Source organism: Chryseobacterium gallinarum, from assembly GCF_001021975.1.
Classification (GTDB): domain Bacteria; phylum Bacteroidota; class Bacteroidia; order Flavobacteriales; family Weeksellaceae; genus Chryseobacterium; species Chryseobacterium gallinarum.
Map to the genome: position 1 here is coordinate 403,980 of NZ_CP009928.1, position 19,925 is coordinate 423,904.

Here is a 19,925-nt window from a genome sequence, read left to right on the forward strand (position 1 = left end):
TGTTCAAAACCGGTGTATCAATTATGTCTTGTGTTGTATAAATTATTCCTTGAACTGAGACGGGGTCATTCCTGTTTGGGCCTTAAAGAATTTTGAAAAGCTGGCATGATCATAAAAGCCGAGGTCATAGACAATATCTTTTACCGACATCTCGGAAACCTTCAAAAGGCGCTTGGCTTCCAGCAAAATACGATCCTGAATCAGTGAGGATGCAGAAGTATTAAGGTTCTTTTTGCAGACAATATTCAGATAATTGGCAGATATATTGAGTTTATCCGCATAGAAGGAGACTGATCTTTCTGTTTTAAAGTGTTCATCAATAAGATGTAAAAATTTGGAAATAATAGGATTCGAATTGTATACTTCAAAATCCTTAAAAGCGCCTTCTACAGATTGGCTTACCAGCAAACCTATCAGTTCGCTTCTTTTCTGAATCAGTTCCCAAAAGATTTTCCCGCCTTTTAATTCCTTTTGAATCGCCCGGAACTCATATAAAAAGGTTTCAAAAACTTCTCTGGAAAGATTAATTACAGGATGGTTTTGATAATAAGATGCCGAAAAGCGTAATGAGGGTAAAAAACTTTCAAACCAATCCCTGCTGATCATCAGCTGGTAGCCTACCGTTTCTTTTTCAATGATCCATTGATGAACCTGATCCGGAAAAACGAGATGAATCTGATGGTCTTTCACCTGATATTCGGTGAAATCTATGGTATGGGAACCTACTCCGTGTTCAAAAAGATTGATAATAAAAAAGTCATGTTTATGGGGATCATCAATAGAACGCGCTCCGTGAAGTTCGTTAAACAGCAAATGACAGCCGCTAAGCTGGTTCTCACTAAACTCCTGGATTCCTAAAATGGGAAAATAATCTGTATGATAACTCACGCTACCTGAATTTCTCCTAAAATTAATAAATTCCCGGGAGAAAAAATTAAAACAACCACAAAAGAAACAATATTGAATCTTTTGTGGTTAAAAAACACAACTAAATTATATCTCTGAATTATATCCTATTCAAATATGGTTTGAAAATAAAAATTTCATTTGTGGTACCATATTATTTTATGTTGTCCCGCTGATTTTGCAGCTTACATAGATTTTATATTTATCGGCCTTATGTCCTGGATCTGCGAGAATTTTTTAATCTTACTGAATACATTTGCTTCCCAATATTTACAATAGAGGTCTCTTTATGATTTTAAAATCCTGGCAATCTCCTTAAATCCTAATTCTTCCGCATGCTGCAAGGGAGTTTTCCCCGAATGATCCGGGATATTGATATCCGCTCCGTTGTCTTTTAAAATCCGTACGATATCCTGATATTTTTGCGTCCCGTTTCCAAGAATGACCGCTTCCATTAAGGCAGTCCATCCCAAACGGTTTACATGATTAACCGGAAAACCTTTTGTTTTCACTAAAACTTTCACCGTTTCCACATGTCCGCGTTCACATGCCGGAATCAAAGCGGTACCATTGTATCGGTTGAACACATCAAAACGGGCCCCGTTTTCCAGAAATAATTTCACCAATTCCGTCTGCCCACTTGCCCCGGCGTATAAAAACGGGCTATCCAGTTGATTGTCCTGAAGGTTCACATCTGCTTTATGAGATACAAGCAGCTTTACCATTTCGACCTGTTTTCCTATTGTTGCAATCAGCAGTAAAGAACGTCCTCTTTTATCCTGGGTATTGATGTCTGCACCAGTATTCAAAGCAGATTTTACGGCAACAATATCATTTTTCTTTACCAGATTGACAATATCTTTTTCCTGCATCCTATTTACTTTTGAGTGGTTAGCGGACTTCTTTTCACAGGCACCCAGGCTTCCAAATGCCAGGAGAAACAATAAGACTTTCATCATTTTTCCATTTGAATTAAAAGACAATATTTCCGTTATGCACCAATGATTCCACATTTGAAATTCTGGATACTGCTTCAGCAGAGCAGCTTGCATCCAATAACACAAAATTGGCCTGATCACCTGCCTTAGGCCACTGCTGCGTTCCTTTATCATCCAGCGGAAGTATATTTCCCGTTGCCAGCTTGAGGCTTCTTGACAATAAAAACTCTGTTGAATACCCATACAACTGTGCCATCAGGTTAGCTTTCTGAAGGACACTCCCCGTTCCGAAGGTATTCCAATGGTCTACAATACTGTCATTCCCTGTTAATACCGTTACATTATGTTTATATAAGGTTGGGATCGGCATGATCAATCTCCCGAAAGGAATCGTAGAAACAACTCCGATCTGGGATTCTCCTAATTTTTCAGCAATTTCTTCTTGCTTTGCCGCTTCTAATTTGGCTAAAATAAAACAGTGGCTTAAGTATGTTTTCCCCTTCAAAGAAGGATTCTCACTGACTTTTTTAATCAGGTATTCTACGGTTTTCAATCCTGAATCCCCTGTCTCATGCAAATGGATATCTATTCCTTTTTTATGATCTAAAGCCAGTTGGATTGTAAAGTCTATTACTTTTTCAATAGTACCATCCACATTGAATGGATCTACTCCGCCAATGAAGTCAATATCCATTTTTGCAGCCTCTTTCAGATAAGGTACTGAATCTGTATAAAAAACTCCGTGTTGTGGAAAAGCCACCAGTTCAGCTTCGAAACCTTTCTTTTTATTTTCTAAAGCCTTTTGAAGATTTTTTAATGACTGCAGTTTTGAAGTAGGCTCAATATTCACATGGCTTCTGGCGTAGGAAGTTCCTTTTGACTGCAATAGTTCAATCATTTTTTCAGCTTTGAATGTTGAATTTTTCAGCATTTCGGGAAGCATTTTCTGTTCCAGCTCTATCATTCCCTTTACTCCTCCTGTTCTTTTTCTCACAGCCTGCCATTTATCTCCATAAAAGGTTTTATCCAGGTGAATATGCATATCTTTAAATGCCGGAAGCATCAGGAAACCTTTTGCGTCTATTGCTTTTGCATCAGGTTCATTAGGAGAAACCTTTGTAATTTTTCCATTATCAACTTCTATATAAAACAGACCGGTTTTCGTTGCTGTAACTTCTCCTTCCTCATATTCAAATCCTGTCTCAAGACGAACATTCTTAAGGCTTAATTTTCCTTTTGTCAAACTATTTTTCTCATTAAAAAGTGGTGATGCTGTCATAATACCAGGTATTAAAGTTAATCCGGCCATTGCCAACGCTGAATGTTTGATAAAATCCTTACGTGATATGCTATTGTCTGAGGTCTTCATTTCCAAACTATTTATGACAAAATTAAAAAGAACTGCCATCAACAAAGTGTACGGTTTATTACAAAATCTGTATGATTTATATTTCTTTATTCCATAAAAGTAGCTGTTCAGGATTTAAGATATTTTACATAATCTTTATTTTTGCAAAAAAAATTCTATGAAAAACATTTTAAGCATTATTTCAATATGTACATTCTCTTTTTTATCTGCACAAACAGGCATTAATACGGATAAACCTAAAGCTACCCTTGACATTACTGCCAAAAAAGAAGTTTTAACTATTGACGGATTATTGCCCCCGAGATTGACACTTGCAGAACTTACAATGAAAGGTAATCATTTATATGGAATGGAACAGGATGGTATAATACTCTATATCACGAATACTTCCGGAGGAGACAAGCTAAGTCAAAGAGAGTATATTGAAAGCAAAGGGCTTTATATCTTCGATGCTGAGGCGGCCAATGGAGAAGGACGATGGATGTGCCTGTTTTGCTATGGTACTTTATAACAGTTTTACAGACCAATAATAAATAATGGCTGTATCGAAGAAGATACAGCCATTATAGTTCTCAATATTTTATTATTTATTTGAATATTCAAATTTTCTTACGGCTTCCATTGTCATATCAATTTCTTTATCTTTGATAGCATCACTGATGAAGTATGTTTCATAGCCGCTTGGCGGAAGATACACTCCGTTGGTCAGCATCTGATGGAAGAAATTATTGAACAATGAATGGTTGGCTTCCTGGGCTTCATCAAAGTTGGAAACTCTGTTGATATGGAAGAATACAGACATCATTGATCCTTTTCTATTGATTTTATGAGCAATTCCTTTTTCATTTAAAATTTTTCCGATTTCAAAATCCAGAGTTTCTGTAGTTTTATTCAATCTGTTGAAAAATTCAGGATCATTTTTAATCAATTGGAGGGTTTTTAATCCTGCTCTCATCGCCAATGGATTTCCACTTAAGGTTCCTGCCTGATATACCCCACCTTTTGGAGCCAGGTGGTCCATAATTTCATTTCTTCCGGCAAAAGCTCCTACAGGAAGCCCTCCACCGATTACTTTTCCGTAAGTTACCAAATCAGCTTTCACATTGAAAAGCTCCTGTGCTCCTCCGAATGCTAATCTGAAACCTGTCATTACTTCATCGAAAATCAATAAAGCCCCGTTTTCATCACAGATTTTTCTCAGGCTTTGCAGGAAATTGTTCTCAGGAAGCACACATCCCATGTTTCCGGCTACAGGCTCAATGATTACTGCTGCAATCTCTCCCGGATTATGCCGGAACAAATCTTCCACCTGTTCAAAATCGTTATAACGGGCTAATAATGTATCTTTAGCTGTTCCCTGTGTTACCCCCGGGGAATTCGGATTACCAAACGTTGCCGCTCCACTTCCTGCTTTAATCAGGAATGAATCTGAATGCCCATGATAACATCCCTCAAATTTTACAATTTTATCTCTTCCCGTATATCCCCTTGCCAATCTGATAGCGCTCATACATGCTTCTGTACCGGAAGAAACCATTCTGATCTGGTCAATATTCGGAACATTTTCGATAATGAACTTAGCAATTTCAGTTTCCAGTTCTGTAGGAGCCCCGAAAGAGAACCCTTTTTCAGCCTGGATTTTCAGTTCTTCCAGAACTTCAGGATGCGTATGCCCCAAGATGGCAGGCCCCCAGGAATTGATGTAATCAATATAAGTGTTATCATCCGCATCAGTAAGGTAAGCTCCTTTTGCTGATTTCATAAAAACAGGGACTCCCCCTACTGATTTAAACGCCCGAACCGGGGAATTTACTCCACCCGGAATGTATTTGTAGGCTTCATCAAATAAAGCCGAACTTCTTTGGTATTTCATATATACTTTAGTTGTGGATTGACAGTTGTAGTTGGCAGCTAACTGTCAACAAAACTCTCAACAAAAAATTAGTTTCTTGGTTTTTTATCTATTAAATAAATCAATTGCCCTGCAGAAGGCTGTTGTCCTTCATCCATTCTGTTTTTGGCATATAATTTATGTAATTTGATTCCGAATTTTTGAGCGATATCATGCATATTTTCGCCTGATTCCGCTTTGTAAGTAGCCGTATTTCCTGAAGAGTTTTTGGATTCAAGAAAAATAATATCGTTTTTCTTCAGGATATTTCCCTGCAGTTCATTCCATTTGATCAGTCTGCTTTCGCTTACTTTGAATTTATTGGCAATAAACTGTACGTTGGTATCTTCAGGAATGATGATATATTTCAAACCATCGTTCGGATGGCTTTTGATAAGAATGGAATTGAGAATCTCAGCTTTTGTTTTGATTCTTTCCACTCTTTTCTGCTGTTGTGCATAAGAAGTCTGTTTGTAAGGAACTTCCACCGTTACAGGTTCTTTAGTTTTTTTTACCGTTTTTGACGGGTCTAACTGCGCCATGAAAGTCCTGTCATCCTTCAGATCAGGATACATTTTAAGAACAGCATATAGTACTTCATTAGAACTGGTATTGTCGAATTCGTATAGTCTGTATTTTTCAATTTTGGAAATCAGAATGGAAGCGTAACGCGGATTGGTTGCATATCCCGCTTTTTTCAAACCATGGGCCCATGCCTTGTAATCTTTCATATCAAGCTTAAAAAGATTAGCATAGTATTTTCTGGTGGTTAAAAATATAGAATGATCTTCATAAGACTGCCTTGGGTCTTCATATACACGGAAGCATTCATTAGGGGCATCATCCGTATGCTTCATTGTTTTCCCCGTCCAGTCTTCTTTACATTTTATACCGAAGTGGTTTTTCCCTTCCAGAGCTAGTCTGCTTTGCCCGCCGCCGGTCTCCAAAAGACCTTGTGCAAGGGTAATAGAAGCAGGAATCTTGTATTTTTCCATTTCTTCTACAGCGTACTTTGCAAATTTTTGGATATACTGATCTTCAGTTGCCCACGTTTGGGCTGAAAATTTTGATAAAACTAAAAGGCTTATTGATAGGAAAAGTCTTTTCATGTTTTTCAATTTACTTATATAATTAAATTTCTATATTGTTTTTCTAAAAGCAGATTAGCCCCCTCAATCCCTTGTAATCCACCTGTATGAAAGCATAAAATCCTGCTGTTTTCAGGAAAATAATTTTCATCAATCAGCTCAAAAACCTTTTGCATCATTTTTCCTGTATAAACCGGTTCTAAAGGAATGTTATATTTCTCTTTGAAATCGTTGATAAAACTAACATTCTCATCACTTATTTTACCGTAACCGCCAAAACCTGAATCTATTAGATTGAAATTCCGTTTCAAAGTTAATTCAAATATTTTATTTTCCAATGATGAGTCATCAACTGCCTTAAACCCTATAACTTTCTGATTTTCTTCACAAAATTTTGAAATTCCGGCAATAGTTCCCCCCGTTCCGACTGCAGTGCAAAGATAGTCAAAATCTTTTGTTTGCTCATTGAGCATCATTTTGACGCCTTCCACGGCCTCCGGGTTGGTTCCCCCTTCCGGAATGATCAGTGCCTCGGGGAATTCGTGTTGTAAAAATTCGGTTAACTTTTCTTTATGGCGGTATTCTTCCCGGGTGACAAATTTCAGGTTCATCCCGTTTCTCTTGGCAAAAAGCAAGGTTGGATTATCGCGCCATTTATGCTGTAGCTCTTCTCCCCTGATAATTCCCAAGGTGGGAATATGTGCCAGATTCCCTACTGCTGAAACAGCTGCAATATGATTGGAAAATGCCCCTCCGAAGGTAATTATATAAGGGCTTTCAGGATTTTGATTCAGATAATTATTGACATTATAAAACAGTTTCCAATATTTATTCCCTGAAATACTGGGATGAATAAGGTCTTCCCTTTTCATAAAGAGCCTCACATTTTTGTCGATGGGTATTTCCTGGATGGGAATGGTTTCTGTCGGGAGTTGTAATAGCATTGTAACTTTGTCTGCTGATAATTATTATTGCAAAATTAACAAAAGATTATTTGCGGAAAATATTGCTTATTATAATGATTTTATGATGATGAATTTTGGGTTAAGTTCAGGTTTTGCTAAAGCCAGAAGTATTTTCATATTTTTATTTATTTGAGCGGGCTAAAGCCACTCCTATTGACGTTCATCAAAAATATTATCTGTCAGTCTAAAGGTATTTTCTGAAGTTCCAGAATTTTCTTTTCCTGAGGTAGCTCAAATCTCGTTCTTTGGCATAGGCTTCTCTTTCAAAAGAAATTCTTTGATAAGCCCTATCTGCGTTTTTAAGTTTGAAAAACCAATAATAATATTCAATAACATAAAAAATGTAGAAGAAAATAATAAGCATCTCGAGCTGTTGTCTCAAATGGATTTTTTCATGATTGATAAGTATTTTATTTTCCTTATCTTCGGGTTTCCTAACGAAGATAAAGGGAAAGAGAGCAATGCCATTAATTTTTAGCTTTTTTAATGGCTTTTGGCATACAATTATCATACTAACAAATATAAAAAGTTTTTTGACTTACGTTTAACTTATGGCCTATTTTGACATCAAAGAAGGTGAGGACTTTTACTATAATGAACAGGGATATAAAGTTTTTACGGAAAAATTCCATCTGAAAAGGGGATATTGCTGTAAAAGCGGCTGCAGGCACTGTCCTTACGGGTACGACAAAAAGACTGATACATTCATTAAAAATGATAAAAAAAATAAATAAAATGAAAAAATATATTTTTATTTTGTTGGCAGCAGCTACATTAGGTTTAACGTCATGTAGCCCTTTTCAGGTACGTTCAGATTATGCTGAAACAGCCAATTTCAATTCTTATAAAACGTATAAAATAAGAATTGATGATTTAAAATTGAATGATATTGATAAAGACAGGGTTTTGAATGAGCTTTCAAGACAACTTCAAAGTAAGGGACTGCAGTCCGGAGAAAACCCGGATCTTATTGTTAACGTAAAAGCTAATCATAAAAAAATCACAGATATCACTTCCAGTTCTCCTTATGGAATGTGGGGCTGGGGTGGCCCTTTCGGATGGGGTATTGGTATGAACAGAACCTGGACCAGCAATTATAATGAAGGGGCATTGGTTGTAGATCTTATCGATGCGAAAACCAACAAATTGGTATGGCAGGGCATCGGAAGCGGGATCTCCGTAGATTCACCAAGAGCGAAACAAAGACAGATTCCCGAAATCATGGCCGAAATTATGAAAAATTATCCGCCTCAAAGAAAATAAAACTGACCATTATTATAGATGCCGATGCAATTTGTATCGGCATTTTTTATTTGCCTAAAATAGCTATGGCAAACTTTGATGTGTTATGAATATTGTTGTAAGCTTTAGCTAAAGCCAATGGAATTTTGATCTATTTATTTAAGCGGGCTAAAACCCTCTCCTATTGATCATCTACATTATGCTGAAAACCGGCAAAGATGCTGTAAAATAAATTCAGGCTCTATCTATAGGGCTGAAGCTCACTCCTATTGATGTTTAACAAAAATATCATTTATAATAGATCAACCGAAGTGTCCTACATTTAAAATTAACCATAATGTAATTTTTTATTCATAAAAATGTAGTATTCTTGCTAAAAAGTATATTAATATGAAAAAAATTATCTTATTCTCTGTGTTTGTGGGACTTACGGGACTTGCCAATGCACAGGCTCCGGCAGGTTATTATAATTCTGCAAACGGACTAAGTGGTGCGGCACTCAAAACAGCATTAAGTACTATCATTACCAACGGTCATATAGATAAAGGCTACAATGGTTTGTGGACCGCTTATAAAACAACTGATATTGATAAGAATTACGAAAACGACGGTTCTATTCTTGATATCTATTCAGAAAAGCCTACAGGGCCTGATCCTTACCAATATACTCCGGGAAGTAATCAATGCGGGACTTATTCCACGGAAGGAAACTGCTACAACAGAGAACATATTATCCCTCAAAGTTTTTTCAGCAAGGCCGCTCCAATGGTCTCCGACATTCATTTTATCAGAGCTACCGACGGAAAGGTGAATGGCATGAGAAGCAATTATCCGTTTGGAAAAGTAGGATCAGCCACATTTACGTCAATGAATGGTTCAAAGCTTGGTACTTCTGCTTCTTCGGGATATTCAGGAACGGTTTTTGAGCCGATTGATGAGTTTAAAGGAGATGTAGCCCGTATGATTTTTTATTTCGTAACCCGCTACCAGAGTAAACTTTCAAGCTTTTCTTCAGGAAATATGCTGGGAAGCACAGCCTTCCCGGGATTACAGACATGGGAACTGAATGTTCTTTTGGCATGGCATAATCAGGATCCTGTTTCGCAGGCAGAGATCAATAGAAATAATGCATCATATACTTATCAGGGTAACCGGAATCCTTTTATTGATAATCCAGGCTATGTAAATCTGATCTGGGGTTCTCAGCAACCAAGCAATGATACACAGGCTCCAACTGCAGCTACCGCTTTACATGTAACCGGAAAGACATCAAGCAGCATTTCCCTTTCCTGGACTGCCGCTACGGATAATGTAGGAGTTACTTCTTATGCCGTCTACATGAATGGCAGTCTGAAAACTACGGTAAGTTCTCCTTCTGCAACCATTTCTGGCCTAGCCCCTTCTACAACTTATAATTTCTATGTTGTGGCAAAAGATGCTGCTGGAAATTCGTCTCCGAACAGTTCTGCCGTTTCAGCAACTACTGATTCAGGAACGACGATTCCGTCTACAGGTTGTGTGAATGAAACTTTTGAAACCATTCCTACAGCCAGCACTTCTTCATATTTAACAAGAACATGGAGCAACGGAGGAATTTCATGGACAGCAACAGATGCCAGAACCGATCAGACGATCAGCAATAAAGCAATCACTGTGAGAAGCGGTTCTTTAACTTCAGGCAATTCCGGCAATGGAATCGGTTCTTTAACTGTTACCACTCAACTGAAGTTTTCCGGTAATAACGGAACTTTCGACGTGAAAGTAAATGGGACGACAGTAGGAACCATTCCTTACAGTGCAACAGTAACAACAACTACAATTAATAATATAAATGTTTCCGGTAATGTAACGGTAAGCCTGGTTAATAATTCCACAAGCAACAGGGTGGCTATTGATGATCTTAAATGGACCTGCTACTCAGGAACGGCTGCAAGACAGGCTCAGACAATTGCCCCGGAAACGGCTACTTATAAAATCTCTCCCAATCCGATCTCAAACCAGGAAATTTTTGTAAAAGGTGATGTTCAGGGTATCAAAAAAGCAGAGATCTACAATCTGCAGGGAAAGGCGCTTCAATCTATCGACAGACCTTTCAGGAATGGAAATTCCATCAAAATTAAAAATCTTGAACAGGGAATTTATATTTTGAAACTGGATAATGCTACAATGCAGTTTATCGTAAAATAAATAAGCATTTTAATAAAAAAAGACTGGTCTCTGAGTAAGGACCAGTCTTTTTTATTCTTTATAATAAGAGGCTTAGCCTAATGGCCAAAACCCTTCATAATAGGAACTCCCGTAACGGATGCTTTCTGCACTCACCACAAAGCTGATCAGCATATTATTGCTATCGATAGCATCAAAATCCACTTCATGTTGGATTACATATCCGTTTTCCCATTTCAGGGAGATCAATGTTCCTTCTTCGTGGGATTTATTGAAATTAATTTCTCCGGTAGTCGGTTTGTATTTACTGTTGAGTAAGGTTTCCAGAATATCAGATTTCTCTGTTGCTTCAATTGTTATTTTAATAAGTGCGTTTGACGGGTCAGATGCTACACGTCCTGAAACATCTGTAGCTCTTGAAACACTGTAATTAAGTTTTAATAACTTCTGACCTTCTCCTCCATTGAATTTTAAGATTCCTCTTGAATTTCCTGCCATATTTCTTAAATTTATCCTTAATGATTTCTTCCTGTATAGATTATAAAGTGTTATCTAACAAAGATAGACTTCAGGATCCGGTTTTTAAAATTTTCTGACCATTGTTTTATAAATTGTCGTAATTCTACGATTATTCCAGTGCTGAGTCATGTGAAAAATTAAAAAGCATGGTCAGTAATGCTTATAAAAATAAGAAGTTATCATAATAACAAGATTGATGGTAATTATTATCCATAAAACGGAACCATATTTCCTTTTCCTGTCAATGAAGCTTAACGCCAATATTCCGAAGAACAGTAATAATGTATACACCGCGGGATACATTTTAAACGCTTCATAAAACTTTCCTTCAAAGACCAGCAAAATGGCTCTCTGAGCACCACACCCAAGACATTCTATCCCCAGATATTTCTTACTGGGGCAGGTCAGCATGAAATCTTCAATCTCCATTTCTATACTGTTTTATTCCATTATGAAGAAATTTTAGCTCTGGTATACTGATGAGGGAAAAAGCAGTTTTCTTTCATTTCAAATGAGCCTTGTACGGCAAGGTAGGGATTTCTTAGAATTTCCCTTGCCACGAAGATCAAATCGGCCTCTCCGTTTTGAAGAATTTCTTCTGCCTGTTCTGCTGTGGTAATTAAACCTACCGCTCCTGTTTTAACGGAAGCTTCATTTTTTACCTGTGAAGAAAAAGGAACCTGATATCCATCAAAAACAGAAATTTTCGCTCCATGTATATTTCCTCCACTTGATACATCTACCAGGTCTACGCCATGTTCTTTTAAAACTTTAGCCAATGTTACACTACTTTCAAGGTCCCAGCCATTCTCCGCATATTCTGTTCCCGAAATTCTTACAAAGAGTGCTGTATTTTCATTCAGTTCTTCATTGACGGCATCTACAATTTCAATCAGAAATCTGATTCTGTTTTCAAAACTTCCGCCATATTCATCCGTTCTGATATTGGATAATGGTGATAGAAACTGATGGATAAGATATCCGTGTGCTGCATGGATTTCAATAATATCAAAACCGGCTTTTACGGCTCTTCCAGCTGCTCTTTTAAAATTCAGGATCTGCTCTTTTACCTCATCGGTACTTAACGCGTGTGGAATCCTTTCTGCCGGATGATAAGGGATAGAACTCGGAGCGATGGTTTCCCAGCCCTCTTCAACGGAGATTTGCTTATTATTCCAGGTAGAACCTTTCCTTCCGGCATGGGCCAACTGGATTCCTATTTTACTTTCTGAATGTGCATGCACAAAATCTACAATTCTCTGCAGTTCCTGAGCTTGTTCATCATTCCAGATCCCCATACAATGGTTAGTAATCCTTCCTTTGGGCTCTACACCTGTTGCTTCTACCATGATTAATCCTGTTCCCCCTTGTGCCCTGCTTCCGTAATGTACAAAATGAAAGTCGTTAGCCAGGCCGTTTTCACAGGAATACATACACATAGGAGACATTACCCAACGGTTTTTCAACTCTACATTCCTGAATTGTATTGGTGTATATAGCATTTTATTTTTTTAAAAAAATTCAACATGATTTTCAGAAGAATAAAATAATTGCCTACTTCATTAAAAAGAAGTAATTTTACCCCCCTTTTTTAGTCTACAATATATGAAAAAAGACATACAGATCAGTTACGAATATTTTAAAAATAGCAGTGAACTGAATGATATTGAAAATCAATTATTCGAAAGAGCAAAGGAAGCCCGTGAAAATGCGTATGCTCCTTACTCACAGTTTCTGGTAGGATGTTCCGTATTGCTTGAAAACGGAGAAATATACTCTGGCAACAATCAGGAAAATGCAGCTTTTCCTTCGGGTCTTTGTGCAGAAAGGACGACTCTCTTTTGGGTAGCAGCCAATTTTCCTAATGTTAAGGTGAAAAAAATCTTTGTCGTAGGTGGTCCGAAATCTTCTCACGAAAAAACACCACCAATTCCACCCTGCGGAGCATGCCGTCAAAGCTTGATTGAGTATGAAACGAAGCAGAATGAGAATATCGACCTTTATTTTTCAAGCATGAATGAAGAAGTGGTAAAGGTACATGCTGTGAAAGACCTGCTTCCTTTTTATTTTGATTCGACATTTCTATAACAGCGTGAAAAACAAATTGTAAAAAACGAATACCATCTGATCAAATCAGCGGAAATTCTGCTGTTTTTTTAATTTGTACACGAACTCACGAATCATTCCATCAGGCATTTGTGGCAAACATAAAAAGAGATTGTTTCATTTTCAAACAATCTCTCTATTTTATTTATCTGTTACTAATTAATCCTCAGTTTCCGCATCTTCATCATCGTCTTCGTACTGTTCCAGATAATAGCTGAAGCTAAAATCTTCCACCTCCTCTTCAGCATCTTCCAGAGTTGTCAGCAGGTCTTCAAAAATTTCAAGCTGATCTACGGTCATATTAACGAATTCAAGGTGGAGGGGCATTTCCAGATCCCCGGTAATGGTATCAAAAAGTGCATCAAGATTATCACCAAAATGTTCAGGAAGCTGAATTTTTTCCTTTAATTGGGTATAAAAATCTTCATAATCACCTATGTCTGTAAAATCTATATATATTGTCTTCATATCTCTTATATTTAATTATAGTCTCATTTGAGATTGCTTCATCTTTACTCAGCTATGTTCAAAGCCTTATAGTCATTCACAATAATTTACTGCTTTTCAAAAGTTTTATAATGATTTTTAGTAAGGTAAACATCTCCGTTTTTAGTAAAGATTATTCTGTCTGCCTGTCTGCTGCCACAATGATAATTGACATCTGCCTCAAAATATTTTTCTCCCTCCGGCAATCTTTTTTCCCTGTTTCCGAATCTGTCGCCACCGATAGCTTTTCCGGGAAGTACCTCACAAAGGTTCCCTCTTGACGGGTTCCACCCTTGTCTTCTGGCCTCCCCTTTTGTGATATAATAATCCGGTAATCTGCGGTTTTGCTTTACATAATTGATCACGGTCTTTTCTTCCGTCAGTTTTTCAATGGAATCCGTATTTTCTGCGGTATGCTGATCTGAAGCCGCTGTACTTCCATAGTTCACTGTTTCTGTTTTTACAGTATTGGTCCGGCTATTTCTATCTTCAATAAAGTTTTTATAGACATACATCACAGACATCCCGAAAAGAAGCCCGAGAGACATAAAAAGTACTGCTCTTATTTTATTGTTCATAATAACAATTTATTAATATAACAGTCATGGTGTAAACTGTACATTGATCTGTTTATCCTAATCTCTCCATTCTTCCGGAATATCACAAACCGGAATAGGCTCCATTTTATGTTTTGCTGCTTTATGCATTCTGTCAAAGATTAAAAAGACTTCTTTGTCTCTGCCTTCATAATCTTCAGCAGCTTTAGTTCCGTATTCTTTTTGAATTTTTTCCAACTCCGGATAAGATGCCCCAATCTGTTGTTCGTCTGTTCTGTCCACATCCCAAAGCCCGTCTGTAGGGATGGCTTCCTGGATGCTTTTAATCAGATTCAAGCCTTTGGCAAGGGTATATACTTCAGTTTTATACAGGTCTGCAATTGGAGAAACATCTACCCCGCCGTCTCCATATTTGGTATAAAAACCAATGCCGAAATCTTCTACTTTATTGCCTGTTCCACATACTAAAAGCCCGTTTAATTGTCCATAATAATAAAGGGTCAGCATTCTCAAACGGGATCTGGTATTGGCAAAAGCCAGTTTCTCATTTGGATATACATCATCTTTCACATCAAAAGTTTTATAGAGTTCTTCAAAAGCCGGTGTCAGATCTACAGACATCATTTCTACATTGGAGAATCTTGCCTTCAGGTCGTTCATATGATCCTTTGCACGATCTACCTGATCTGCTTTCTGGCGGATCGGCATTTCGATCAGTAATGTTTTTAAACCTGTCATGGCTGCTAAGGTAGAAACCACACCGGAATCGACTCCTCCTGAAACACCTATTACATATCCGTTTACTTTGGCCTTTGTTGCATAGTCCTTTAGCCATGCCACTATATGATCTATAACTTTTTGTGTCTGCATTATTGTTTATTTTTTTAATCTATTCCAAATTCTTTAGGGTATTTTACTACACCTTTTACATTTTTCAACCCGTCTTTTACCAATTCTATTGCCATCCCGTTTTCTTCCGGAATTTCAAATGAAAAAGAAATCCCAAAATTACTTGTTTTTTCGTAACCAAACCGCGGATAATAATTTTCATGTCCGATAAGAATTACTGATGTATACCCTAATTCTCTGGCTATCTGATGGCCATGAACAATTAATTTTCCTCCAACTCCCTGATTTTGGAAATCCGGTTTTACGGAAACAGGGGCTAGAGCCAGTGATTCAAAGGATGATGTACCGTTTTCAATTTTAATTTTTGTAAATAAAATATGGCCGGCAATTTCTCCGTTTTCATCTTCTGCCACCAATGACAATTGCGGGATAAAAGCTTCAGAGTTTCTTAATTTTTCAACAAGAAAATGTTCCTGATGATCGGTATGTTCAATATTTCTGAAAGCTTCTTCTATAAGTTGAAAAACTTGCTGCTCATCTTTTTTTTCTTCCTGTCGTATTGTAATCATTAGTTAAAAATTTTTCACGTTTTAATTCATACCAGAAACACTTTACACCGGCATCTTCAAATTCTCCAGTATTTTCAAAGCCTAATTTTGTTAAAATATAATCAGATCCTGTATTTTCTGAATCAGCATAGGCATAAATAGTATCTGCCTCCAATTCGTTAAATCCATAATCAAGGGATGCTATTGCTGTTTCCATTGCGTAGCCTTTACCCCAGAACTCAGGTATAAACCGATACCCGAGATCTAAAGTATTAACATACCCGTTAACAGGCTGTTTTAATAATTTTAATCCACTCCACCCTATCATCAGCCCGCTTTCTTTTTCAATGACCGCTAATCTTCCAACTCCGTTTTTTACATATTGTTTCCTGATCATCCTGATGGCTTCTTTTGATTCTTCAACGCTCGTTACGGGTTTACCAAGATATTTCATCACTTCAGGATCTGAATCCATGAGAAACATCCGTTCAAAATCAGTCTCTTCAAGTTCCCTTAAAATAAGTCTCTTAGTTTCTATCTTCATGATACTTCTCATTCTCCTGTTCCAAAAATCGTGACATCTGTTTTCATTCCTTTTCTGATGTCTGTTTCCTTCATTTTATTCCCTCCTACATTCAGGGTTTGCAGGGCAGGATTTCCGGAGATATCGATTTTCCGGATACTATTATGTTCAATATTTAATTTTCTTAAGTTTTTAAGCTGAGACACATCAATCGTCTTTAGCTGATTTAAAGATAATGTTAATTGATCAATTCTTGGAGTTTCTTTCAATGAAATTCCCTGCAAAAGGTTGTTGTCCAGATACAGTGATGCCAGATTTTTTAAATTTCCTGCCTTGAATGAGGTTATTTTACAGCCTGTACACGAAAACAATTCCAGTTTTTCCAGATTTTCTACCGCTATATCAGAAATCGTATTCTCATCCAGCACAATCATTTTAACATTCCTGAAAAAGTGAAGGTCATCCGCAGATGCAATTCCTTTCTGAACGAGAAATAAATTCGTAACCATTCCGGCTTCCACCTGCTCAAGTACTCCGTTTTTATTCACATCAAAATTTTCAAGAACAGCCTTTTCAAAGTTTTTATCTTTAAAATCAAGCTTTTGCCCGTAACCGGAAGAAAAAGCTGAAATAAAAAAAAGCCCGGCAAATATTTTAATTTTCATCATGGATTGTGGTTTTAATCCTTATTTTTGTGTGTTTAATTTCCATGTAAAAATAATGAAGATTTTTAGATTTGTTACGCTTTATTCTATTTTAGTTTTAGGACTGTCTTCCTGTAAAAAAGAACCTGAAAACCAATGGAAGGTAGAAATAAAAAATTCTCCTGAAAAAGTTCAGATAACTGATATATCCAAAGAGTTTTACAATACTGAAGTACCTTTGGATCAGTTTAAAGCCCGGTTCCCATGGTTCCAGGGAACAGTTTCAGATACAGATTTTGAAAAAAGAAGGGCGGATGCAGACGAAATCAAAATTTATAGAGAAGCCATTGGAAAAATAGATCAGACCAAGCTGCAAAAAGAGCTGCAGGGATTATTTTCTCACATCCAGTATTATTTTCCTCAGTTTAAAAATCCTAAAGTTTATCTGTTTTCATCAGCTTTACAGATGGCTCAGGATCCCGTTTTTTATGATCAGAAGGGCAATCTTTTGTTTATTGACGTATCTGGATTTATGGGAGATGGAAATTCCTATTACAAAGGGCTGGAACTGTATTTTCAAAAATCTATGAATCCTCAGAATATTGTACCCAAGGTTTCTCAGATTTTTGCTGAAAACATTGTCACAGAATCGGCTGATCACCAAAAATTCCTTGATCAGATGATACTGAACGGGAAAGTAATGATTCTCCAGGATGCTTTTTTACCGGATTTTCCTGATTATCTAAAAATGAATTACACCCAGAAGCAATATGAATGGGCAAAATCCAATGAAGCTAATATCTGGAACTATTTTGTAGAAAACAATCTTATTTTCGGAGATGACCCGAGATTAGGTGAACGCTTTATTACTCCGGGACCGTTCTCTAAGTTTTATACCGAAATTGATAATGAATCTTCACCACAGATCGGAATTTTTACCGGATGGCAGATTTGTAAAGCTTACCTGAAAGAAAAACCGGAAACAAAATTGACGGACTTCCTGAAAATGGATGCAACAACTATCTTTAACCAGTCCGGATATAAACCCACTATAGCAAAATAATAAATCTCATACCAGAAGGCCTTTGTACTTTACAAAGGTCTTCTTCTTTTAATATCATTAGCAAAGCCTGGCGAAGAGATTTTTGAGATTTCTGAGCCTGCGAAACAAAAAATCCTTACCATTACTATTTTCAATCTACAGCTTTCCATTCTGAAAGGTTCCATAAACGACACCAGGAGTAATCAATATCGTCATTATAGTAATATTCAATCATATCAATCAGTCCGGATAACATTCCATCCAAATATACTTAATGATCCGGAAACAAAAAATTCCAAAATCCTGTAATTCAGACTACGGGACGATAATACAGTTATACACACTGTGCAATTCAGTCTATTCCAATTGTGTTATGGTGAGCACTGAGATCAAAATTTCCAACTTTAATACTCCACTTCCTGACAAAGATAACTTCACAGAAATTTTAGATAAGCTTAAGAAGTATTAACTTTGCGGAAAATTTTAGATTGATATGAGAAAAACTCAGATTACGATAGATGTAGAGCTGGATGAAAATCACATTCCTGAAAATATTACCTGGAATGCACAGGACGGGGGAATTGAAAAGGAAGAAACAAAAGCAACGATGATCTCTGTATGGGATGATAAAGCAATGGAAGCCTTAAGAATTGACCTTTGGACAAAGGAAATGCCTGTAGATCAAATGAAAATGTTTATTCACCAGATCTTAATTTCTTTAGGAAACACCTATCAGAGAGCTACCGGTGAAGAAGATGTGGCACAGTGGATGGAAGAAATTGCAGAAGAGTTTGCGGTAAAATCAGCAATAAAATAAAAATGTAACGGGGTATCAATTTACCGATGTAACAATCCTGAAATATTGGTAACTTGGTACATTCTTACATTGAAAAATTATAAAATATTATGAACTTTAATACCAAAGTAATTCACGGAGGGCAGCATCATGAGTCTGCAACAGGTTCTGTAAATGTTCCTGTATTTTTGACCTCTACATTTGCACAAAAAAGCCCGGGAGTACATTCCGGATACGAATATTCAAGAGCTGCCAACCCTACAAGACAGGCGTTGGAAGATTCCCTGGCAAGCATTGAAAACGGAGCCAGAGGATTAGCTTTCGGGTCTGGTCTTGCCGCTATTGACTGTGTTTTGAAATTATTAAATCCCGGTGATGAAGTGATTGCTGTAGATGACCTTTACGGAGGAACATACAGAATGTTTACCCGCCTTTTTGAAAAGTATCAGCTGAAATTTACGTTTGTTAATTTTGATGATGCTTCCAAAATTGCCGAGGTAATCACAGATAAAACCAAACTGATCTGGGTAGAAACCCCTACGAATCCATTGATGAAACTTGTAGATATCAAAGCCGTAGTAGAGGTTGCTAAAGGAAAAGATATTTTAGTGGCAGTGGATAATACTTTTGCAACACCTTATATTCAAAGGCCTATTGATCTGGGCGCTGATATTGTGATGCATTCTGCGACAAAATATTTAGGAGGACATTCTGACGTTATTGCAGGTGCATTAATTGCTAAAGATGCTGAACTGGGAGAAAAACTTCACTTTATACAGTTTGCAAGTGGCGGTATTTTAGGACCTCATGATTCTTATCTTGTACTGAGAGGAATCAAAACATTGGCATTAAGAATGCAAAGACATTCCGACAATGGTCTTGCAGTAGCCCAATATCTTGAAACCCACCCTGCAGTAGATAAAGTAATCTATCCCGGATTAGAATCTCACCCTCAATATGAATTGGCGAAATCCCAGATGAAGGAGTCCGGAGGAATGGTATCTTTCACTTTCAAATCCGGAAAAAAAGAAGATGCTATTAAATTCTTAGAAAAGGTAAGAGTATTTACTTTAGCTGAATCTTTAGGAGGTGTGGAATCCTTAGCCAATCACCCTGCTTTAATGACTCACGCTTCCATCCCTGCTGAAAAACGTGCCGAGCTTGGTATTACTGATGATTTGGTTCGTTTAAGTGTAGGTATTGAAGACGCTGAAGATCTTATTGCAGATTTAGAAAAAGCTTTTTCTTAAAAAACAAAAATAATGAGAGGGGGATTAATAAAATATCCCT

24 protein-coding genes are annotated in these 19,925 nt (G+C 37.1%); 8 read left to right on the top strand and 16 right to left on the bottom strand.

The window, feature by feature from the left end; all coding sequences use genetic code 11:
• Positions 1-42: 42 nt before the first annotated feature.
• The 3 genes from OK18_RS01765 to OK18_RS01775 form a co-directional block, all read right to left on the bottom strand.
• Positions 43-888, bottom strand: coding sequence for an AraC family transcriptional regulator (locus tag OK18_RS01765; protein WP_050020052.1), 846 nt, complete (start codon positions 886-888; stop codon positions 43-45).
• 305 nt (positions 889-1,193) lie between these two features.
• Positions 1,194-1,865: an ankyrin repeat domain-containing protein gene (locus tag OK18_RS01770; protein WP_228377678.1), complete on the bottom strand. Its 672-nt coding sequence runs from the start codon at positions 1,863-1,865 to the stop codon at positions 1,194-1,196.
• A 13-nt stretch (positions 1,866-1,878) separates the two neighbouring features.
• Positions 1,879-3,213, bottom strand: a complete 1,335-nt coding sequence (locus OK18_RS01775; RefSeq protein WP_053329266.1) for an amidohydrolase — start codon at positions 3,211-3,213, stop codon at positions 1,879-1,881.
• 157 nt (positions 3,214-3,370) lie between these two features.
• On the opposite strand from OK18_RS01775, the gene OK18_RS01780 reads away from it, so the two are divergent.
• A complete protein-coding gene (locus OK18_RS01780) occupies positions 3,371-3,724 on the top strand; it encodes a hypothetical protein (protein WP_050020051.1) in 354 nt (117 codons plus the stop codon).
• Between the two features lie 72 nt (positions 3,725-3,796).
• Here the strand turns inward: OK18_RS01780 and hemL are convergent, their stop codons facing one another.
• The 4 genes from hemL to OK18_RS21600 form a co-directional block, all read right to left on the bottom strand.
• Positions 3,797-5,086 carry a glutamate-1-semialdehyde 2,1-aminomutase gene (hemL, locus tag OK18_RS01785; RefSeq protein ID WP_053326883.1) on the bottom strand — a complete coding sequence of 430 codons (1,290 nt, stop codon included), beginning with the start codon at positions 5,084-5,086 and terminating at the stop codon, positions 3,797-3,799.
• 68 nt (positions 5,087-5,154) lie between these two features.
• Positions 5,155-6,213: a glucosaminidase domain-containing protein gene (locus OK18_RS01790; protein WP_053326884.1), complete on the bottom strand. Its 1,059-nt coding sequence runs from the start codon at positions 6,211-6,213 to the stop codon at positions 5,155-5,157.
• Positions 6,214-6,227: 14 nt separating this feature from the next.
• The gene (locus OK18_RS01795) at positions 6,228-7,136 is read right to left on the bottom strand and encodes a 1-aminocyclopropane-1-carboxylate deaminase/D-cysteine desulfhydrase (RefSeq protein ID WP_053326885.1); all 909 of its coding nucleotides are present in this window, start codon (positions 7,134-7,136) and stop codon (positions 6,228-6,230) included.
• A gap of 205 nt (positions 7,137-7,341) precedes the next feature.
• Complete coding sequence (locus OK18_RS21600) at positions 7,342-7,668, bottom strand: hypothetical protein (protein WP_050020048.1); 327 nt, start codon at positions 7,666-7,668, stop codon at positions 7,342-7,344.
• A 40-nt stretch (positions 7,669-7,708) separates the two neighbouring features.
• On the opposite strand from OK18_RS21600, the gene OK18_RS01805 reads away from it, so the two are divergent.
• From OK18_RS01805 to OK18_RS01815, 3 genes are all read left to right on the top strand, one after another.
• Positions 7,709-7,891: a DUF5522 domain-containing protein gene (locus OK18_RS01805; protein ID WP_053326886.1), complete on the top strand. Its 183-nt coding sequence runs from the start codon at positions 7,709-7,711 to the stop codon at positions 7,889-7,891.
• A gap of 1 nt (position 7,892) precedes the next feature.
• Positions 7,893-8,420 carry a DUF4136 domain-containing protein gene (locus OK18_RS01810; RefSeq protein ID WP_053329267.1) on the top strand — a complete coding sequence of 176 codons (528 nt, stop codon included), beginning with the start codon at positions 7,893-7,895 and terminating at the stop codon, positions 8,418-8,420.
• 369 nt (positions 8,421-8,789) lie between these two features.
• The gene (locus OK18_RS01815; RefSeq protein ID WP_053326887.1) at positions 8,790-10,586 is read left to right on the top strand and encodes an endonuclease; all 1,797 of its coding nucleotides are present in this window, start codon (positions 8,790-8,792) and stop codon (positions 10,584-10,586) included.
• Positions 10,587-10,658: 72 nt separating this feature from the next.
• Here OK18_RS01815 and tssD read toward each other — a convergent pair whose 3' ends face one another.
• The 3 genes from tssD to namA all read right to left on the bottom strand — a co-directional run bounded on the left by tssD (position 10,659) and on the right by namA (position 12,586).
• Positions 10,659-11,063, bottom strand: a complete 405-nt coding sequence (gene tssD, locus OK18_RS01820) for a type VI secretion system tube protein TssD (RefSeq protein WP_050020045.1) — start codon at positions 11,061-11,063, stop codon at positions 10,659-10,661.
• Between the two features lie 171 nt (positions 11,064-11,234).
• Positions 11,235-11,513, bottom strand: a complete 279-nt coding sequence (locus tag OK18_RS01825; RefSeq protein WP_050020044.1) for a DUF2752 domain-containing protein — start codon at positions 11,511-11,513, stop codon at positions 11,235-11,237.
• A gap of 20 nt (positions 11,514-11,533) precedes the next feature.
• Positions 11,534-12,586, bottom strand: coding sequence for an NADPH dehydrogenase NamA (gene namA / locus OK18_RS01830; protein WP_050020043.1), 1,053 nt, complete (start codon positions 12,584-12,586; stop codon positions 11,534-11,536).
• 103 nt (positions 12,587-12,689) lie between these two features.
• On the opposite strand from namA, the gene OK18_RS01835 reads away from it, so the two are divergent.
• Positions 12,690-13,172, top strand: coding sequence for a cytidine deaminase (locus OK18_RS01835; protein ID WP_053326888.1), 483 nt, complete (start codon positions 12,690-12,692; stop codon positions 13,170-13,172).
• Positions 13,173-13,349: 177 nt separating this feature from the next.
• On the opposite strand, the gene OK18_RS01840 is transcribed toward OK18_RS01835, so the two are convergent.
• The 6 genes from OK18_RS01840 to OK18_RS01865 form a co-directional block, all read right to left on the bottom strand.
• The gene (locus tag OK18_RS01840; protein ID WP_050020042.1) at positions 13,350-13,658 is read right to left on the bottom strand and encodes a barstar family protein; all 309 of its coding nucleotides are present in this window, start codon (positions 13,656-13,658) and stop codon (positions 13,350-13,352) included.
• 86 nt (positions 13,659-13,744) lie between these two features.
• On the bottom strand, positions 13,745-14,254 hold the full coding sequence (locus tag OK18_RS01845) for a ribonuclease domain-containing protein (protein ID WP_050020041.1): 510 nt from the start codon (positions 14,252-14,254) through the stop codon (positions 13,745-13,747).
• A 57-nt stretch (positions 14,255-14,311) separates the two neighbouring features.
• On the bottom strand, positions 14,312-15,103 hold the full coding sequence (gene nadE / locus OK18_RS01850; RefSeq protein WP_050020040.1) for an NAD(+) synthase: 792 nt from the start codon (positions 15,101-15,103) through the stop codon (positions 14,312-14,314).
• 14 nt (positions 15,104-15,117) lie between these two features.
• Positions 15,118-15,651 (bottom strand): GNAT family N-acetyltransferase, encoded by a 534-nt coding sequence (locus OK18_RS01855; RefSeq protein WP_050020038.1) that lies wholly within the window; start codon positions 15,649-15,651, stop codon positions 15,118-15,120.
• On the bottom strand, positions 15,617-16,174 hold the full coding sequence (locus OK18_RS01860) for a GNAT family N-acetyltransferase (protein WP_053329268.1): 558 nt from the start codon (positions 16,172-16,174) through the stop codon (positions 15,617-15,619). Before OK18_RS01860 ends, OK18_RS01855 begins: the two co-directional genes overlap by 35 nt.
• An 8-nt stretch (positions 16,175-16,182) precedes the next feature.
• On the bottom strand, positions 16,183-16,821 hold the full coding sequence (locus OK18_RS01865; RefSeq protein ID WP_053326889.1) for a leucine-rich repeat domain-containing protein: 639 nt from the start codon (positions 16,819-16,821) through the stop codon (positions 16,183-16,185).
• Positions 16,822-16,873: 52 nt separating this feature from the next.
• Between OK18_RS01865 and gldB the strand changes: the two genes are divergently transcribed.
• The 3 genes from gldB to OK18_RS01880 all read left to right on the top strand — a co-directional run bounded on the left by gldB (position 16,874) and on the right by OK18_RS01880 (position 19,885).
• Positions 16,874-17,860, top strand: coding sequence for a gliding motility lipoprotein GldB (gene gldB, locus OK18_RS01870; RefSeq protein WP_082129249.1), 987 nt, complete (start codon positions 16,874-16,876; stop codon positions 17,858-17,860).
• A gap of 472 nt (positions 17,861-18,332) precedes the next feature.
• Entirely contained in the window at positions 18,333-18,656 is a 324-nt protein-coding gene (gene gldC, locus OK18_RS01875) for a gliding motility protein GldC (RefSeq protein WP_050020037.1), read from the top strand.
• 89 nt (positions 18,657-18,745) lie between these two features.
• Entirely contained in the window at positions 18,746-19,885 is a 1,140-nt protein-coding gene (locus tag OK18_RS01880) for a cystathionine gamma-synthase (RefSeq protein ID WP_053326890.1), read from the top strand.
• Positions 19,886-19,925: the final 40 nt, after the last annotated feature.

Excerpts from the sequence above, each read along its gene's own strand:
- OK18_RS01880 (WP_053326890.1), top strand. The coding sequence starts at position 18,746 with ATGAACTTTAATACCAAAGTAATTCACGGAGGGCAGCATCATGAGTCT.
- namA (WP_050020043.1), bottom strand. The coding sequence starts at position 12,586 with ATGCTATATACACCAATACAATTCAGGAATGTAGAGTTGAAAAACCGT.
- OK18_RS21600 (WP_050020048.1), bottom strand. The coding sequence starts at position 7,668 with ATGATAATTGTATGCCAAAAGCCATTAAAAAAGCTAAAAATTAATGGC.
- OK18_RS01790 (WP_053326884.1), bottom strand. The coding sequence starts at position 6,213 with ATGAAAAGACTTTTCCTATCAATAAGCCTTTTAGTTTTATCAAAATTT.
- OK18_RS01815 (WP_053326887.1), top strand. The coding sequence starts at position 8,790 with ATGAAAAAAATTATCTTATTCTCTGTGTTTGTGGGACTTACGGGACTT.
- OK18_RS01845 (WP_050020041.1), bottom strand. The coding sequence starts at position 14,254 with ATGAACAATAAAATAAGAGCAGTACTTTTTATGTCTCTCGGGCTTCTT.
- OK18_RS01795 (WP_053326885.1), bottom strand. The coding sequence starts at position 7,136 with ATGCTATTACAACTCCCGACAGAAACCATTCCCATCCAGGAAATACCC.
- OK18_RS01810 (WP_053329267.1), top strand. The coding sequence starts at position 7,893 with ATGAAAAAATATATTTTTATTTTGTTGGCAGCAGCTACATTAGGTTTA.
- OK18_RS01805 (WP_053326886.1), top strand. The coding sequence starts at position 7,709 with ATGGCCTATTTTGACATCAAAGAAGGTGAGGACTTTTACTATAATGAA.
- gldB (WP_082129249.1), top strand. The coding sequence starts at position 16,874 with ATGAAGATTTTTAGATTTGTTACGCTTTATTCTATTTTAGTTTTAGGA.
- OK18_RS01855 (WP_050020038.1), bottom strand. The coding sequence starts at position 15,651 with ATGATTACAATACGACAGGAAGAAAAAAAAGATGAGCAGCAAGTTTTT.
- OK18_RS01860 (WP_053329268.1), bottom strand. The coding sequence starts at position 16,174 with ATGAAGATAGAAACTAAGAGACTTATTTTAAGGGAACTTGAAGAGACT.
- OK18_RS01840 (WP_050020042.1), bottom strand. The coding sequence starts at position 13,658 with ATGAAGACAATATATATAGATTTTACAGACATAGGTGATTATGAAGAT.
- OK18_RS01835 (WP_053326888.1), top strand. The coding sequence starts at position 12,690 with ATGAAAAAAGACATACAGATCAGTTACGAATATTTTAAAAATAGCAGT.
- OK18_RS01770 (WP_228377678.1), bottom strand. The coding sequence starts at position 1,865 with ATGATGAAAGTCTTATTGTTTCTCCTGGCATTTGGAAGCCTGGGTGCC.
- tssD (WP_050020045.1), bottom strand. The coding sequence starts at position 11,063 with ATGGCAGGAAATTCAAGAGGAATCTTAAAATTCAATGGAGGAGAAGGT.
- OK18_RS01865 (WP_053326889.1), bottom strand. The coding sequence starts at position 16,821 with ATGATGAAAATTAAAATATTTGCCGGGCTTTTTTTTATTTCAGCTTTT.
- hemL (WP_053326883.1), bottom strand. The coding sequence starts at position 5,086 with ATGAAATACCAAAGAAGTTCGGCTTTATTTGATGAAGCCTACAAATAC.
- OK18_RS01780 (WP_050020051.1), top strand. The coding sequence starts at position 3,371 with ATGAAAAACATTTTAAGCATTATTTCAATATGTACATTCTCTTTTTTA.
- nadE (WP_050020040.1), bottom strand. The coding sequence starts at position 15,103 with ATGCAGACACAAAAAGTTATAGATCATATAGTGGCATGGCTAAAGGAC.
- gldC (WP_050020037.1), top strand. The coding sequence starts at position 18,333 with ATGAGAAAAACTCAGATTACGATAGATGTAGAGCTGGATGAAAATCAC.
- OK18_RS01775 (WP_053329266.1), bottom strand. The coding sequence starts at position 3,213 with ATGAAGACCTCAGACAATAGCATATCACGTAAGGATTTTATCAAACAT.
- OK18_RS01825 (WP_050020044.1), bottom strand. The coding sequence starts at position 11,513 with ATGGAGATTGAAGATTTCATGCTGACCTGCCCCAGTAAGAAATATCTG.